The following is a 17,275-nucleotide window of genomic DNA, read 5'->3' on the forward strand; positions in this document are numbered from 1 at the left end:
ACCTAATTAGTACGGAACCTAGAAGTACGAAGACCTTTCTTAGACACCTGCACAGGACTGGAAGCTGGTCGCGCAATCTTTGACCAAGACTGCATCCGCTCAACAGCAGCAGCATCTTGAACCGCTAAAGGGGTGATGTTTAGCTGGCAATTTTCTAAATCAGCCAGTGTGACCTGCTGAGGTCTTCCTTCATCGAAAGCCAGTAGTGCTGCTTCTGATGCCAGGGTTTCCAACTCAGCACCACTAAATTTGTCAGTAGCAGCAGCGATCGCCTCTAAATATTCCTGTGGAACTTCTATACCAAACCGTTCTAAGTGAATCTTGAGAATCTGGCAACGTTCCAACTCAGTAGGCAGGTCAACGAAGAAATTTTCATCAAACCGCCCTTTCCGCTTAAACTCAATAGGCAGCGCTGTTGGGTCATTACAGGTTGCCACCACAAACACCCCCGCCGTACATTCAGACATGAAAGTGAGGATATTTCCCAGAATCCTTTGTGAGACTCCAGAGGTATCGCCATTAGCTGAAAGTGCTTTCTCGACTTCATCAATCCACAAAATACAGGGTGCGATCGCTTCAGCAGTCTTGAGTGCGCGGCGGACATTGCCCTCAGATTCTCCCACCAGGCTACCAAGCATCGAGGCAATGTCTAATTGCAGCAGTGGAAGATTGAGTATGGTTGCAATGTTCTTTGCTACTATCGATTTACCCGTCCCTGGTGGCCCTGCTAGTAACACACCTTTAGGTTGGGGTAGATTTAGCGATCGCGCTTCTTGGGAAAATAACCGGCTGCGGCGTTGCAACCAATCCCGCAATAAATCCAAACCACCAAAGGGTATGGTCGCTGATTTACCCAATTCGATACCCATTTGAGCGAGTAGGCGGGTTTTGTATTCGACAACCAAAGGGATGACCGTAGTATCAATTACTATACCTTTAGAAGTTAATCGCTCTTTAACAGTCAGCCGCAGAAAGTCGCTAATTTCCTCCAGCGTCAAGCCTAAAGCTGCCCTTGCCAAGGTTTCTTTATCTTCAGTGGTGAGAGATACGGTAAAAGTTACCTCTTGCTCACTGGCAGATTCTTGCAAGTATAGTAAATATGATTCTAAGTGGTCTTGAATTTGCTCAATGCTGGGCAAAGGAACTTCACAGCAAGGAATTAGTCTCAGCAGGGATTCGTGCAGTTGAATGTTTTGACCTAAAAATACAATTCGCTTTTCAGTCGGTTTGAGGCGATGGTACAAATTTTTTACTCTGGTGAGGATTTCCCAACTCAATTGCAGGGAGTTTCTACCCACAAAAGGGTGAACATCTCCCAGGATAAAAACTCCATTACTACCAAAATTATTGATGTACTCGAACACATATATTAAAGGGTCTATGTTATGAGGCTTTTTATACGTCTCGACTGATTTGAATACCAGTCCACCGTCGTCAGCAATCAGACATTGCTCCAAGCCGGAAACTCCCAAATTCCAGAAGTATACAGGACTGTTAAGTTTGTCCATCACTTCAGTAGTTAACCACTGAATGATAGTGGCTTCTTCGGGGGACAGAACATCTATTGCCACGATGGGTATTTGAGAGTCAATGGTGGTAATCAGGTTTGATAGTTTCATTGTTGCGAATTTTGATCGGGTACGGGAGAAAGTTTTTCGTGAGTGGTAACAAGATGCACGACTACTTCGTAAACTTCGGCATCGCCGTTAAACACTTCAGCAACTCCAGAAGAATTTGGATGAGCAATGGCGGAAATTAGGGCATTGACTAAAGCGCACAGTCCCCCGGCATTTCCTTTGATAATTACTGGTTCCCGCGCTCCTTTTGAGGGATAAATATGGAGCATCGGATAATCTTCAGGTAGTTCACTCATAGAAAAATTGTGCGGGGGGATTTTCCTCGTTCCCCCATCGAATGTTTATTGGTGCAGTCGTTGTTGATGAGTAATGATGCTACGAAGCTGTTGCTGAGATTCTGGTTTGTAAGTGCGATCGCCTTGCACTATACCCAGAGCTTCCTCAAAGGGTTGGGTTGCTTCTAGGCACGACAATCCCTCAAATCCCTCGGCTTCTATTTTCACTTCACCTGTAGCAGTGTCAAAATGTATCAAGATTGCCCGTTCCATAAATTATCTCCGAACTTGTTGAGTTTGCTGGTGTGCTGAAAATGCAAGACGCAGGGTATGTACCTGACCGTTGGTTTCTTCTGTGATGGTGCATTCTCCCAGATGTTCTTGTAACTGGGCTGCTTTAGCGCGAACCATCTTCTGTCCGTAGGCTTGTATTAGGGTGTGCGAAAAGAAGTCTTCTCCTAGTCGGGGTACAGTTTCATAGGCATCATGGATGAGTTGATACACCCCTGCCTCCTGATCCCACTTAAACCCGATATCTGCGCGGACACTTAAACTACGGCCAGGGACAACAATCTCAGCAATTTGTCCTTGGGAGTCGTCGTAATAACCTCTCAGGGATTGTGGTTTTTCATAAACTTGAACGGTAAGCTGCAAATCTTGTAGAGCTTGTACTAAACATTCACGGTTAGTTAGTTTTGTAGTGACAGTTGAAAAATGTGACATTTCCTACCTCTAAATACTGTGGACTGGTAAATTAATGCGAACAGTGGTGATAGACAAGGAAGCAAAAAGTTCCTACCTATCACTTCCCCTCTTAGTTCCGTAGCAAGCTTGGGAAGTGTAGGCGTATTGTCTTCCTCTACAACGCCACTTGCTTACTGCTGTGGAAACCCGTCCACCGCAGTGGCTCCCCCACACCTCGTTTTCGATCAACGACGATACAGACACGTTCTCGATTGTTTTTTCTAACGAAGTTTGAGAGACATCGCTGTAGCTCTGGTTAATCCCATGCCTTCATCACTTGCTAATCGTTGAAGATGGCGTTGTTCATCCAGAAGCTTGGAGCAAATTTCATCCATTTTTTCCTGTAACTGAGAACGCCCTTGTGAATCCAGCTTTTTGGCATCCACAGAAGCGTTTTCGAGAACATTTTCTAGATGAGCCATCATTTGTCCAAGGCTGCTACCTGCTTCAAAACTGGCGTTAGCCAAAAGCATTTGGACTTTTTTGAAATGGCGTTCCATCTTCTTCTTGAAGTTGACTGGCTTGCGTCCTGGTTCCCAATTGCTCAAATCTTCGAGCAACTGGGCTGCTAGTTGCTCACCTCCTGCGATCGCTGATTCTCTCAGTGTTTGTTCTAAATTTCTGTCATACTGTTCGATAAACCGAGTTATTTGCCCTAAGCATTCAGCTTGTTTCTCTGACAATTGTTCACTGATAGCGGGAATAATGACAGGACGACCAATTACGACTTGTAAATAGTCCTCTAGTTCCTCTAAACAGGGAAAAGCTTTGGCTAAGTTCTGCTTAACTTCTTGTTGTTGTTCTACAGATAACTGCCAAGCATTGAGTGAGAGAAATTTGTCAATACGTTCTTGATAGTCGGTGTACCCCTTTTCATACTCTTCTTTCAGTTGAGTGCGTAAAACAGGTGCAATATTATCTCGAATTCCGATTAGTTGATTCCAGACCAAGGGCGCTAAGTCTATAGAACAAATCCAATCACCATTGTCATAATTCATCCATTCTTGGACTGAAGCAATTTCTTGCCTTAATTGGTTTGCTGCTTCGTCTAAAGCTTTGAAAACTTTGATGCCCTTTAAACCAACTTCTGAGGTTGTAACCTTCACTAAGTCAGATTCTTGTTCATCTTGAGAATATTTGAGAACATCTGTCCATTTGGGAGCATTACTCTTGGTTGTCTTCTTTAACTGAATCTTGAAACGGATGCGAGTTTTATTCAACTTAGAGATGTTATATCTTTCAACAACAGCGTCTTTTAGAAAGGTTTTGCTTGAATTGGTAATCACTGATTGTACCACATTTACTAGGAAGAATAATGTTTTTCACCTCAGTAAAATAAAGCGTCAGCTTTACCTGTTCGCCACTAAATTGGGCTATGATTTTTGTGATTTCAACTTTGAGTTTGCCGCAACGGCAAGGTTAATGTTGAAGGTGTCCTCCTAGTGGGAATTCAAGGAACTGGGAAATCCTTGTCTGCGAAAACTATTGCCCATGAGTGGCGTTTACCTCTGTTGCGATTGGATGTGAGACGGTTATTTGGGGGAATTAATTGTCGGTGAAAGCGAAAGTCGTATCCGCCAAATGATTCAACTATCAGAGGCGATCGCTCCCTCCCTGTGTTTTGTGGATGGATGAAGTAGATAAAGCCTTTGCGAACATTAGCAGTGGATTTGATGGAGACTCTGGGACATCGAGGCGGGTGTTTGGAACGTTAATCACCTTTTTCTTGCCAAGTTTTTGCACCATTATTCCGCTACAAGGTCAAGATTACAGGATTTCCACTCTTCTCTAGTAAGTTTTTCCACGCTAGGATATTCGCGAACCACTCCGCCTTTTCCACATCCCGTGAAAAGTCAGAGGAGTAGACAGACCCCAAGACAGCAGATAGACTTGCAGTTTAAAGCTAAAAAACAATTGATTTTGTGAAAAATGTTGTAGAGGGGTAAGCTTGTGAAGCGTATCGTAGAATTTCCTTTAGAAAGCGAAAGCGGCGATTTCATTCTTGTGGAGGTGGATGAGCCTGGGCCAACTGATGATCGTATTGGTTTGCGAGATGAGATGATTCAAACAGCTAAAAAAACTTTTGAGTCTGCTCTGGAACAAGTTAAGCCCATAGCCAATGCCATTATGACTAAAGTAAATAGTCTCAATCAGCCTGCGGACGAAGTAGAAGTCAAGTTTGGCATCAAAATGAGTGCAGAACTTGGAGCAGTCATCGCTTCTGGCAATGGCGAAGTTAATTATGAAGTTACTTTAAAGTGGAAGCGGGAGCCATAAGATGCCCACACCCCTAGAGTCATCAGTTGTCAGGATTTACTCAAAATATGACAAGGTTGTTGGTGCTGGCTTTTTAGTTTCCGAAAAATATATCCTGACATGCGCCCATGTGGTAGCAGATGCTCTAGGAATTGCCAGAAACACTGTTGAAATGCCTAATGCAGAAATCCACTTGGATTTTCCTTTATTAGCGGCGCAACAACTGTTCACAGCCAAGATAGTATTTTGGCGACCTGTTAATCCTAATGAGTTTGCTGAAGATATTGCGGCATTGGAATTAGAAAGCTCTCCTCCTAATACTGCTCAACCAGCACCATTAGTAGCTTCAGAAAACTTATGGGGGCATCCTTTCCGAGTTTTGGGTTTTCCAAAGAACCAGCCCAATGGAGTTTGGGCTGCTGGTAAAATTAGAGCCGGACTTGCCAATGGTTGGGTGCAAGTCGAGGGTACAAAACAACAAGGTTACGCATTAGAGCCTGGTTTCAGTGGTGCGCCAATATGGGATGAGCAGCTACAGGGTGTAGCAGGAATGGCAGTAGCGGCGGAAATGGAGCGAGCGACAGCCAAAGCGGCGTTTATTATTCCTACTCAAGTGCTGATTACAGCATGGTTAGAGTTGAGCGAGCAAGTTCCTGTAACGACACCAGGCATTGACATTAAAAAATGCAAACAAGATTGGGGACTAGCACAAAATATTTATAGTTTCTATGGACGTACTGAGGAAATCTCCACTTTAAAACACTGGATCATTGAAGAAGAGAAACCATGTCAATTAGTCTTGTTGCTGGGCATAGGTGGGATCGGAAAAACGAGCTTATCATTGAAGCTAGCACGAGATATTCAAGATGAGTTTGAATATGTCTTTTGGCGTTCATTATTGAATGCTCCATTAAGTTCAGATATCTTTTCAGATTTAATCAATTTTATATCCGATCAGAAGAAAACTGGTTTATCAGACACTGTAGATGAACAAATAACTCAGTTGATTACTTATTTGCAGCAGCATCGTTGCTTGCTAATACTTGACAATTTAGATGCAGTCCTAGACAGCAGTAATCAATCCCGGTTTCAAGAGGGGTATGAAGGTTATGGGAAGTTTTTATCAAAAGTCGGTGAAGTTACCCATAAGAGTTGCTTGCTGTTGACTAGCCGTGAAAAACCTCCGGAAGTTGTGAAGTTGGAAAGAGGAGAAAAAGGACTAACTCGCACGTATAGTTTAAGTGGCTTGAACTATTCAGACAGTCAGGAAATATTCATTGGCATCGGTTCCTTTGCTGGTTCAAACGAAGAATGGAAGGAAATAATTGAGTTTTATAGCGGCAATCCTTTGGCTCTAGAGCTTGCTGCCAAGCATATTACCGAAGTATATTCGGGCGACATTTCTGATTTTTTGAAACAAGGAAAACAGGTATTTGGTGAAGTAAATGATTTATTAGATTGGCATTTTCAACGTTTATCAGACAAAGAGCAAGAGATAATGTACTGGTTAGCAATCAACCGTGAGCCAGTTTCACTTTCAGAGCTAATAGAAGATATTTTTGCATCCAAAAGCGTCAAAGATGAAATTCCTTCAATTCTACAAGTCTTACAGCGAAGATTTCCTCTCGTGAAAAGTCAAAAGCATTTTTCATTGCAGCCTGTGCTTATTGAGTATTTAAGCGCTCGCTTAGTTAAATGTGTATATAAAGAGATTAATGAAGAAGAAACAATATTACTATTAAATAGGCATGCACTCATTAAAGCATCTACAAAAGATTATGTCAGGGAAGCTCAAATTCGCTTTATTATTAAGCCTATTGTCGAGGAATTTTTTTATAATGATGATAAAAAATTTGAAGATCAGCTATTTAAATTAGTATCAAAATTGAAAAGGGAAGAACTGCCTCAGCGAGGTTATTTGGGTGGAAATATTCTTAATTTACTTTGTCATATAGGTACTGATTTGAGCGGCCGTGATTTTTCATGCCTAAAACTTTGGCAGGTATATTTGTCAGACGCAAATTTGAAAGACGTAAACTTAGCTCATTCCGACTTATCTAAATCCTCTTTCGCAGAAACCTTTAGTAGTATCTTAGCAATAGCTTTTAGTCCAGATGGAGTATCGCTTGCCACTACTGACCCCAACGAAATCCACTTGTGGAGAATTTCTGACGGTCAAAACTTAATGACCTATAAAGGACATGTAGGCTGGATCTGGAGTGTCGCTTTCAGTTCAGATGGAAAGATTTTAGCTAGTGGAGGTGAGGATTGTACAATAAAGCTATGGGATGTCAATAATGGTCAACTCCTCAGAACGTTACAAGAGCACAAAGATTTCGTTCGCTTTCTTACCTTCAGTCCAGATGAAAAGATTTTAGCAAGCAGTAGCGACGATCTGACAATAAAGTTATGGAATACTAACACTGGTGAATGTTTGAACACAATTCAAGCCCATGCTGATTGGATTTGGTGTGTCGTGTTCAGCCCAGATGGTCAAACTCTTGCTACTGGCAGTGATGATCAAATGGTAAAGCTGTGGGATGTTAAAACTGGTCGTTGCATAATAACTCTTCAAGAACACAGTGATTTTGTACGGTCAGTAGCATTTAGTCCTGATGGGTCTAAGCTTATTAGTGGTAGTGGAGATAAAACAATTAGATTATGGGACATTAAAACTGGTGAATGTTTAAAAGTATTTGAGGGGCACAGTGGCTCTGTCTGGCGTGTTGCCTTTAGCCCGGATGGTCAAATTATTGCTAGTGGAAGTGATGATAAAACAGTGAAGTTATGGGATATTAACACTGGAGATTGCACCAAAACACTACAAGGATACAAAGGGAGAGTTGGTTCTGTTGCCTTTAGTCCCCCCGATGGTCAAACTCTTGCTACTGGCAGTGATGACCAAACGGTAAAACTTTGGGATGTTAAGACTGGTCAATGCTGGAAAACGCTAAAGGGATCTACTCATTGGATATATTCAGTTGCATGTAGCTCCAATGCTGGTATGTTAGCTAGTAGTGGAGAAGATAGACTTGTCAGGCTATGGAACGTTGAAACTGGTGAATGTATCAAAATCTTTACAGGGCATACAAATCGAGTTTGGTCTGTTGCATTTAGCCCTCGTAATGATGTTCTAGCTAGCAGTGGTAGTGAAGATAAAACAGTGAAGTTATGGGATATTGCAACTGAGCGTTGTCTGAAAACATTCCAGGGGCATAAGGATTGGGTTTGGTCTGTCGCGTTTAGTCCAGATGGTCAAACTCTTGCAAGTGCTAGTGACGACAAAACAGTCAAACTATGGGACGTTAATACTGGTCAATGCATCAGAACTTTTGAAGGACATACCAACTGCTTGGCTTCAGTAGACTTTAGCCCTAATGGCAAGCTCATTGCTAGTGGCGGTGGAGATCAAGTCGTGAGGCTTTGGAATATCAACGAAGGAAAGTGTTGCGGAATTTTGGAAGGACATACTAGTCTAATTTGGTCTGTTAGATTTAGCCCTAATAATCAAATGGTTGCTAGTGGTAGTCAAGACCAAACTATAAAGCTATGGAACATTGAAACGCAACAGTGTATTAGAACATTGAAGGAGCACTCTAATTGGGTATGTGCAGTTGCATTCAGTCCAGATAATACAACTTTTGCCAGTGGTAGTGAAGACCAGACAGTAAAAATATGGAATATTGAAACTGGTCAATGCATTAAGACTTTTGAAGGACATACTGGCCGAGTTTGGTCTGTCATATTCAGTCCAGATGCGAAGACTTTATTTAGTGGTAGTCAAGATGGAACAATTAGAGTCTGGGATATTAATCAAAGTGAATGTATAAGAACACTAAGGGTTAGCCGACCTTATGAAAGAATGAATATAACAGGAATTACTGGCTTAACAGAGGCACAGAAAGGAACACTAAAAATTTTAGGGGCAGTAGAGGATGAAAAATGAGTAAGTCATCAATTTTGGGAAGAGCTAAGATACTGTTGGCAAATACAATACACATTTGTATTTTTACGTATTACGCAAGGCTCAAACCTTCAATCTGTGGTTAAGGATGCTTGCAGGCGATTTATTCTCTCGCGTCGAGACTTGTAAACTCTAATATATAACAGTTACATGAATTGTAATAGCAAATCTCAGGAACATCGTCATCAGTTTTCGTGTTGGGTGTAGGAACCCCGACTTCTCTAATAAATCAGGGTTCTCGCTATTCACGAATGATTAATCGGAATTTTGTGTCGAGATTCCCATACACCATTGTCACCGGATAACTAATATCCGTTGTCTAGCCCGTGAGCTAGAAACATAGTACAAACGATTAAACTCTCTAATCTTTGCCAGGACTGCCTTACTGTCATCTCCTCGTTCTGGATAAAGTCGCTTACTCAAATCTTTACCATCAATACCCGCTTCTAAGAAAGTGCTACCTTGGCTATTGTGAACAGTTAATGCAAAGCAGTTTCTGATGTTGGCAAACTGCTCTGAATGTTTGTAGTACTGCTTCCACAGAAAGGGATTACGCTTGGCACTTCTGAGTAAGCGTTTGGTTTCTTGGTCAAATTGTTTTTGCTCATCTTCATGCAGAACATAGATTTGACGCACAATCCCTTCATCTGTCTCTACCTTTAACCTCCAAGTATCATAGTTGTTGTAACGATCCCCAAAGACATCTAAAACAGTAAACTCTGTAGATGTAGAAAGAATCGTAGTTTTACCATCAGGAGCCATCACAGGATCTCTGGTGATTAATCTCTCTCCAGGAATAAAGCGATTGATATTTTCACCATATAAATGTGTGCGAATCTGCTGATTGTAAAAGTCAACTTGAGTATTAGTCCAGGATAAAATTCGGAAACAATCTGGGTTTTGAGCAAATTCTCTCTTCATCTTTTTGCAGGCATAATGCAGCAAAGTTTGACGTTTAACCATCAGCGCCCCATTACTTTTATCAGGCAGATATTTGGCATAAGGCTCAAAAGGAAACTTGCTCTTGGTGACTGCATAGCGAGAAGCAGTGACAAACTCTAATAAGGGACTACCAGTTCCTTGACGCACAACTTGAGTCAATACTGCTTTATCTGGCACTTGAAAACTAGGGGATTTTCCTTCATTAACTGGATTTAACTGTGCTGGATCGCCCATGAGAATAATTTTGATTTTTGTCCAGGTGGATGATTGGTTAGCAACATCCTCAATCCAGCGCCAGAGTTGTTTGCCAATCATGGAACATTCATCAATAAAGACAACATCAAATAGATTGATGTAAGAAGGCCCTGTTTGGTCAAGTACTTTCTCTTTACCTCTAGTTACCATACCCAGTCCTAACAACTGGTGAATGGTAAAGAATTCTACCCCAGTTACGCCATTTTCTGCCGCCATACGTTGCAGCACACCTACAGCTTTATTAGTGGGTGCAGTCAGTACAACTCGCTTACCCGTAGCGACAAGAACTTTAACTAGTTGGAAAACAATAGTTGACTTGCCAGTTCCAGCATAGCCAACCAGCAGAAATAAAGCAGCCATCACGGTTGGCTGTATAAATGTCCACATTGCATCTAAAGCTTTTTGCTGCTGCTGGGTGAGTTGAAATGGAAAAGAACCTGTTGCAGCGAAAGTAGGAAGTGTTTGGATCATCATCGCTTCGCTAATTCTATTAATTGATCCACTCAATGCAGCGATAGCTGTTGGTTTTACTTCTCCGAAAAACAATACTCCTTCTGGTTTGAGGAATATATGTTTCTATATCCATTCGGTATCATCAGCAATCAATATATTAAAAGTTTTTTAACATTCAGATGATTTAGTTAAATCTGGAGTTGCACATATATATTTTTCGATGAAGGTAAATATCCCCATCTTAAAATTATGGCTACTCGGAAATCCTACTTTAATTCTTGTCATTACAAATTTTCGCGCTTATCACCATACATTAGACCTAGTAAATCTTACTACGCATTAATACGTGTTTTAATATACCGAAAACTCTAATATACTGAAAATAGTTTTTAGCGTAGGCGTGGCCCGCCGTAGACATTGCTCGTTTTTTATCCGGCCTCACTTTGGAGCGTTGCTCCCATCTCTATGTTATTTATCAAACAAAAATACCTGCCCTACGGGATTGGATTTTTCAGTGTGGGAGTAACCTTGCTAGTAAAGCTGGGACTAGAGCATCTAACCGGAATTACAAGTTCTTTCAGCTTGTGGCTAATTGCGATCGCTATAAGTACTTGGTACGGTAGTATCATTTCAGGATTGACATCAGTGTTTTTGGCTGCTTTAGCTAGTCATTACTTTTTTACAAACCCATCTTCTACTCTCGATAGTCTGGAATTTGTATTATTTGTTATCGAGGGTCTATTAATCAGTGCGCTAACTGCTAACTTCCAGTCAAGTAAACAGCAGTCTGATACTGATAAAACAGAAGCCCAAATCAATCTAAAAGATTTATTACAGAGTCAGCGTTCACTTCGTCAAGGTGAAGAACTATACCGAACATTAACCCAAAATCTACCCAATGGAGTAGTTTTTCTCTTTGATCGAGATATGCGCTTTATGGGTGCTGAGGGTACAGAACTGCAAATCTTTGGTTTACCAAAAGAAGAGTTCCAAGGTAAAACGCTGCACGAAACTGTTCTCCCTGAAACTTACGAACTGATAGAACCAGCTTACCGTAGTACCTTACAGGGTACTCCAATGTGTATTGAAATCCCTTATAACAATCAAGTTTATCTAGTACAAACTTTTCCAGTCAAAGATGAAAATAGCAAAATTCTGACTGGCTTGGCAATCTTCCAAAACGTCACGAACCGCAAACAAGCAGAAGCAAAAATTATCAAGTTAAACCAAGCTTTAAATCGACGAGTTAAAGAACTACAAACTTTATTAGAGGTGATTCCAACTGGCATTGGCATTGCAGAAGATCCAGAATGCCGAACTATTCGAGCTAATCCGGCTCTTGCCAAACTACTTGGCATACCTATTGACGCAAATGCCTCTCTCAGCGCTCCTAATGATGAACGTCCAACTAACTTTAAAGTTTACCAGTCAGGCAGAGAACTAGCTCCAGAAGAACTAGCTATGCAATATGCTACCACTCATGGTGTGGAAATACTGGATTCTGAGATTGAGGTGGTTCGTAATGATGGTGTGAGAATTAATCTGTCGCAGTATGCTGCCCCTTTATTTGATGAAGATGGAAAAGTGCGGGGGTGTGTAAGTGTATTTCTAGATATTACCCAGCGCAACCAGGCAGAAAGAAAATTGCAAGCTGCTAGAGATCAGTTGCAGACTGTATTGGAGGCTGTACCTGGAATTGTATCTTGGGTCAGTTCCGATTTGTGCTATCTAGGTGTCAATAAGCACTTAGCTGATAGTTTTAATTTGTCTCCCGAAGCTTTTGTTGGTCAGGATATTGGTTTCTTAGCTAACGGTAATGGGTTTCGTGAGTTCGTGCAAAATTTCTTTGCTGGAGATGAATCTGAAGCATTATATGAGTTGAAATCCATAAGCGCAGATCGTAGTTATTTAATTGTGGCTCAAAAATATGACCAGAACAGAGCCGCATTTTTAATCGGTATTGATATCACCGAACAAAAGCGTGTAGAAGAAGAACTGAGACAAAAGACTGAGGAACTGGCAGAAATAAATCGAGTAAAGGATGAATTCGTCGCTGTCTTGTCTCATGAGTTGCGTACTCCCATGCATAATCTCCACGGCTGGGCGCAACTATTGCTAACTGAATCTGAGATGGATGAAGCACTAAAAGTTGAGGGACTGGAAACGATTGAGCGGAATGCCCGTCTGCAAGTTCGCTTAATTGACGATTTGCTGGATCTGGCTAGGATGCAGAAGGGCGAGATGAATTTGGAAATCGAACCTGTTGATCTAGCAAGTGTAATTCGGTCAGCAGCAGATACTATTCGATTGTCAGCCCAAACAAAGGGCATTCAAATTCAGTTACATCTTGATACTAGTGTGTCCAACGTTTTAGGTGATGCCATTCGTTTACAACAAGTGGTTTGGAATTTGCTTTCAAATGCAATCAAGTTTAGTTCCAAGAATCAAAGTGTAGAGGTCAGGTTGGAACAAGTTGAGTCTCAAGCTCAGATTACTGTTATCGATCAAGGGAGGGGCATAGAAGCAGAATTTATACCATTCGTCTTTGAACGGTTTAGTCAGCGTGACGCTTCAACTACTCGTTCTGCTGGTGGATTAGGGCTAGGACTTGCGATCGCTCTCACAATTGTAGAACTCCACAATGGCAATATTACAGCAGCCAGTGCGGGATTCGGCAAGGGTTCGACATTTACGGTGAGACTACCTATCGTAACAATGACAACGCAGTTGAGTAATGAGGAACTAGTAGTAGGAGAATTGCTGCATGGTAATCAGAAAATTACCCAATTGCAGAACTTGTGCATTCTGGTTGTGGATGACGATGCAGATGCTCGGATGTTAATGCAGACTGTTCTCCAAAGCGTCGGGGCAGATGTATCAGTGGCAGCATCAGTAAAAGAAGCATTGGCACTTTTAGAACAGCAATCGCCCGCTCTACTGATTAGTGATATCAGTATGCCAGATGAGGATGGCTTTACCTTGATTCGTCAGGTTCGCTCCCGCACTATGGAGAAAGGGGGACAAATTCCAGCGATCGCTCTCACTGCTTTTGCTGAAGCCAAAAATGAGCAACGTATTTTAAAAGCAGGGTTTCAACTTTTTATTACCAAGCCAATTGATCGAACGGAACTCGTGGACAAGATTATTGAGGTGTTAAAAACTTGATCAAATGTCAATTCCTTTCTATTTTAACCAGTGCATCACCTCTAGCGTTGCTGTCCTAGTCTGAGTAGGCGGTCATTTAAGGCGATTCTTCCTAATTCAGAAATAACCTCAACTGGAACACCAACAGATGTAGCTGCTTCTGGGATTGTTACTCTGCTATTTCGCAACAGGGATAAAACTTGCTGCACTTTAGGAACAACTGGATCGCTTTTGTTGGTGTAACCCCGATTAATAGCAATTCTCAGCCCGGTTTCAATATCATCTACTCTCGCTCTGCGATTTTTATCTATTAATAGTGTCTGTTGTCCAGCGATTGCGCTACTTTCAGAAGCTGTTCGGCGTCTACGTGCAGTACCGAAGCCTATCGGAGACGCTGCGCGTAGCTTGCTTCCCTGTAGGGGTACGACGACCGCATTTGCAATCTGAATACCAACATACCCAGTGTTTCTACGTACTGTAACGATATCGAAGTTGTAGAGTCGTTTTTGTCCCGTTTTGTCTACAGTTTGGACAAGTAAGTTAGTAATGGCAGTAGTGGTAGCCCCTGGAAACTTTAACGGTTGGATTGCCCTCAGAAAGATGGTTGTAGCGCGTCCGCTTTTTAAATCTGTATCTGTGGTGTAGACCAGTCGCGAAGGGTCTGCTACCAAAATGTAGGCGATCGCCTCGTCGGTTTGAGTGAAGCTAATAGGTGTAGCACGTCCTGGAGTAATTTGAACCTGAATTCTATTGCTTGTAGCCATATCCCGTTCAATCAAGCGATATGCAGGAGTTTGTGCTTGTGCATATACAACAGGTATCGTGACCCCAAACAGTATTGTGGTGCTAGTAATAACAAGAGTGGCAAATAGTTTCATACCAATTTTTAATTTTGGACTAGAAGTTTTGACTTATAGGCTGTTCCAGTAATCTCAAATATTAAGTTGTAGAACGTTCAGTTTGTATCTATTCAATAGCCAGGATGCTGTATATGAATTGATTCCAATTTGTTTGAATTTTAAGCATTGGTGAATCAGGGAATGATTTCGTCCAATTTGGAAAGAATTTTCAATGGTTTCAACCGCCAATTCATCCCGCATTTATGCAACGCCGAATTTTAAATTGCTGACTACCCGCACCAAATAGGTATCATCTTTCAACTTTCAAAAAACTATTGACGACAACCGAGACTTCTGTACCTTCAGGTAAAAACTGGATATTTGGACGTTCTAGTAATTCTTGCACTGCTTGGTCAGAGCGTCTAGACAGACGTTCACTGACTGGACTAAAAAAGCCTTCCAGCGCCGCCGCCCAAATCTGAGGATTAGAGTTACTAGTAATAGTACTTTGGTTAAAAGTGCCACTAGAAACAACAGTGCTAGATTGAGTGCGGGGCTGATTCACTATGCTTCCCACCTTACCCAAACTACTGAGTAATCCAACTAATAAATCTTGTTGGGCAATATCTGTCCCCACATCATTCAGCTTTTTAGCAATTAACGGTTGCTGTCCTCGACCGCGAATTAACAGAGTCTCAGCCGGAATGGTTTCCTGTTTAACTGTGCCTTGGGAGTCAGGGTAAATAAGCGCAATCGCACTAGCAGATACCAAGTTATTCTTTTTACCTACTGCCACTGTTTTCGTTACTAAAACAGTACCAGCCGGGAGTGCCACCGTGCCGTCTGTGGCTGTGAGAGGTTTGGTTAACTCGATAGCAAAGCGATCGCTCTGATTATTCCCTCCCTGATCCCAAATCATCGGCATGATAATTCTACCTGGGACAGATGTACCCAGCGCTACCTCTTTAGTTTCATTGACATTGAGATTGGTTGTAGCTACAGGGGTGCGATTGAGGATACCTACCATTCCTGGAGTCAAGTTATCAGTTTTACTGTCAGTGCTTTTGGAGCCAATTAAAACTGTTTGAATACCAGGGTCTTCAGGAGTGGAAATGGATGTCCTAGCTGTTGGTTTCAAGCCTGTTAGAGTTTGAGTGTTAACAGCAACTTCTGACTGAGTTTCAGCTACTTTAGAGTTACCGATTTGCGACTGTCCCAGGCTAGCTAGTTGGCTCCACTGCTGGAAAGGATCGACATTACTTTCAGGCTGTCGTATTGGTGTTGAAGCTTGATAACTAACAGGATTGGGAGAAATATACCGCACTACTGGGGGCGCAGGTTGAGAAATTCTTACAGGAGTTATTGGTGTTATGCGTGATGCAGGAGTTGTGCGCGGTGAAAAAGTCTGAGGAGGTCGAGATGGCGTTGCTTTGGGTTTATTTTGTAGAGTTGGACTTGGGGATTTAGCCGCAACAGGTTCTACTTTGAGTTGTTGCCGTTGGTCTTGAAACGCTAATCTGCTTTTCAGTTCGGCAGATTCATCTAAAACTGGTTCGCCTTTTGGAGATGTAGTAGGAGTTTGAACTACTTGTTTGACAGGAGGTTTCGGTTGGAGAAATCCAAACCAGATCAGTGCTACAGAGCCAATAACTATTCCCACTAAGGCAACTACTGAACCTAGTCTAACACTAGGTTTTTCTGCTAACGGTCGCTCTACCGCTCCTTCTGCATCTTGTTTCAAGCGATATTCTTCGGAAATGAGGTGATTTGCGGTAGGGTTATAACCTGCCAACAACTGCTCCTCTTCAGGGCTGATATCATCATCAGCAACCAAAGTGGCTTGGTTAGAGCGATGATTGCCGTTAGTACTGTTGAATTCCGGCGAAGAATCACCAGAGTTCTCGTTTAGGTAGTCAAATTCATGATTTTGATTTGAATTGGTCATAATTCTACCCTTTTCCTTTAGCGTCGTTGCTGAGAATTAAACTCAACCATCTTGGTAATTTGCAGTCCAGACGATCGCACTTCATAAATTTTCTGTTCTACCAGGGGGGCATCTTTACCTAAAGGAGATCGGGGAATCTCCACTGCTTGGATGGTAAATGTGCGGTTAAAAGGAATACGCTCATCTCTACCAGTAGTGCGGTCAACTAAGATGCGGGTAGCAATCATGTCTATTTCCCATTCCCCAGGTCGTACTGCTCTCGGTTCTGACAGATAGGAAATAATAGTGGTGCTACGCAGCTGACCTGAAAAGAAGCTAGTAGGAACTAATTCGGCAATCTTTGGTAGAGAAGCTTTGGCAAATTCCGGTTCTAGCAGCAGGGAAGCAAACCAAGTATTTGTGGGAATCCGCCCATTTCTACCAACTTGAATGCCTTGGTCTGGTTGATTAGTGCCAGTGAGTTTGTCATCCCAGTTAAATGTTAGGGTTGTCCAGTCACTAACTACTTTTTGAATTACAGCTGGATAACGCCAGTTGCGGTCTTGCTCAGAAATGTAGATTGTCTCACCATTTACCAACTGGGCAAAAGTCGTCTTGCGATCGGCAATTTTATTGACCCTGAAAGCGGTGAATAGAGTCAACAAAAATATCAGACCGTTAAATGCAGTTAGGCAGATAAAGCAAACAGCTAGAAGGTTTTTGGCTTCTGGAAGCAATGGAGCTTGAAGTCGTTTAATTTGCAGAGTCATACCAAATTGGTATAAGTAGTATTGTTTGAAAATCCACCGAACAGCCTTGTGTTAAAGGTTTTTAATTCGTCTTGGAAAGTTATGATGCCTGTCTTGAAAATAGGGACTAGGGACTGGGGACTTTCCGCAAAA

General features: G+C 42.0%; 12 protein-coding genes and 1 pseudogene. 4 read left to right on the forward strand and 9 right to left on the reverse strand.

What is annotated here, in order from left to right; genetic code table 11:
- Positions 1–2: 2 nt before the first annotated feature.
- The 5 genes from CDG76_RS34230 to CDG76_RS34250 form a co-directional block, all read right to left on the reverse strand.
- Positions 3–1,619, reverse strand: a complete 1,617-nt coding sequence (locus CDG76_RS34230; protein WP_094353274.1) for an AAA family ATPase — start codon at positions 1,617–1,619, stop codon at positions 3–5.
- Positions 1,616–1,873 (reverse strand): hypothetical protein, encoded by a 258-nt coding sequence (locus CDG76_RS34235; protein WP_094353275.1) that lies wholly within the window; start codon positions 1,871–1,873, stop codon positions 1,616–1,618. Before CDG76_RS34235 ends, CDG76_RS34230 begins: the two co-directional genes overlap by 4 nt.
- 45 nt (positions 1,874–1,918) lie before the next feature.
- The gene (locus tag CDG76_RS34240) at positions 1,919–2,125 is read right to left on the reverse strand and encodes a DUF2997 domain-containing protein (RefSeq protein WP_094344614.1); all 207 of its coding nucleotides are present in this window, start codon (positions 2,123–2,125) and stop codon (positions 1,919–1,921) included.
- Between the two features lie 3 nt (positions 2,126–2,128).
- A complete protein-coding gene (locus CDG76_RS34245; RefSeq protein ID WP_094353276.1) occupies positions 2,129–2,575 on the reverse strand; it encodes a DUF1257 domain-containing protein in 447 nt (148 codons plus the stop codon).
- 242 nt (positions 2,576–2,817) lie between these two features.
- Positions 2,818–3,894, reverse strand: coding sequence for a hypothetical protein (locus CDG76_RS34250; protein ID WP_094353277.1), 1,077 nt, complete (start codon positions 3,892–3,894; stop codon positions 2,818–2,820).
- A gap of 132 nt (positions 3,895–4,026) precedes the next feature.
- Here CDG76_RS34250 and CDG76_RS34255 point away from each other — a divergent pair.
- The 3 genes and pseudogenes from CDG76_RS34255 to CDG76_RS34265 form a co-directional block, all read left to right on the forward strand.
- Positions 4,027–4,319: pseudogene (locus CDG76_RS34255) on the forward strand (AAA family ATPase); the annotation flags it as partial.
- 227 nt (positions 4,320–4,546) lie between these two features.
- Complete coding sequence (locus CDG76_RS34260; RefSeq protein ID WP_094353278.1) at positions 4,547–4,873, forward strand: CU044_2847 family protein; 327 nt, start codon at positions 4,547–4,549, stop codon at positions 4,871–4,873.
- Position 4,874: 1 nt separating this feature from the next.
- Positions 4,875–8,798: a trypsin-like peptidase domain-containing protein gene (locus tag CDG76_RS34265; protein ID WP_094353279.1), complete on the forward strand. Its 3,924-nt coding sequence runs from the start codon at positions 4,875–4,877 to the stop codon at positions 8,796–8,798.
- Between the two features lie 312 nt (positions 8,799–9,110).
- Here CDG76_RS34265 and CDG76_RS34270 read toward each other — a convergent pair whose 3' ends face one another.
- The gene (locus CDG76_RS34270) at positions 9,111–10,487 is read right to left on the reverse strand and encodes an ATP-dependent DNA helicase (RefSeq protein ID WP_223265513.1); all 1,377 of its coding nucleotides are present in this window, start codon (positions 10,485–10,487) and stop codon (positions 9,111–9,113) included.
- A 444-nt stretch (positions 10,488–10,931) separates the two neighbouring features.
- Between CDG76_RS34270 and CDG76_RS34275 the strand changes: the two genes are divergently transcribed.
- Positions 10,932–13,631, forward strand: a complete 2,700-nt coding sequence (locus tag CDG76_RS34275; protein ID WP_094353280.1) for a hybrid sensor histidine kinase/response regulator — start codon at positions 10,932–10,934, stop codon at positions 13,629–13,631.
- A gap of 41 nt (positions 13,632–13,672) precedes the next feature.
- On the opposite strand, the gene CDG76_RS34280 is transcribed toward CDG76_RS34275, so the two are convergent.
- The 3 genes from CDG76_RS34280 to CDG76_RS34290 all read right to left on the reverse strand — a co-directional run bounded on the left by CDG76_RS34280 (position 13,673) and on the right by CDG76_RS34290 (position 17,143).
- The gene (locus CDG76_RS34280) at positions 13,673–14,488 is read right to left on the reverse strand and encodes a hypothetical protein (RefSeq protein WP_094353281.1); all 816 of its coding nucleotides are present in this window, start codon (positions 14,486–14,488) and stop codon (positions 13,673–13,675) included.
- Between the two features lie 271 nt (positions 14,489–14,759).
- A complete protein-coding gene (locus CDG76_RS34285; RefSeq protein WP_094353282.1) occupies positions 14,760–16,394 on the reverse strand; it encodes a TrbI/VirB10 family protein in 1,635 nt (544 codons plus the stop codon).
- Between the two features lie 17 nt (positions 16,395–16,411).
- Positions 16,412–17,143 carry a hypothetical protein gene (locus CDG76_RS34290; protein WP_223265514.1) on the reverse strand — a complete coding sequence of 244 codons (732 nt, stop codon included), beginning with the start codon at positions 17,141–17,143 and terminating at the stop codon, positions 16,412–16,414.
- Positions 17,144–17,275: the final 132 nt, after the last annotated feature.

The sequence above is a fragment of the Nostoc sp. 'Peltigera membranacea cyanobiont' 210A genome (assembly GCF_002246015.1).
Lineage (GTDB): Bacteria > Cyanobacteriota > Cyanobacteriia > Cyanobacteriales > Nostocaceae > Nostoc.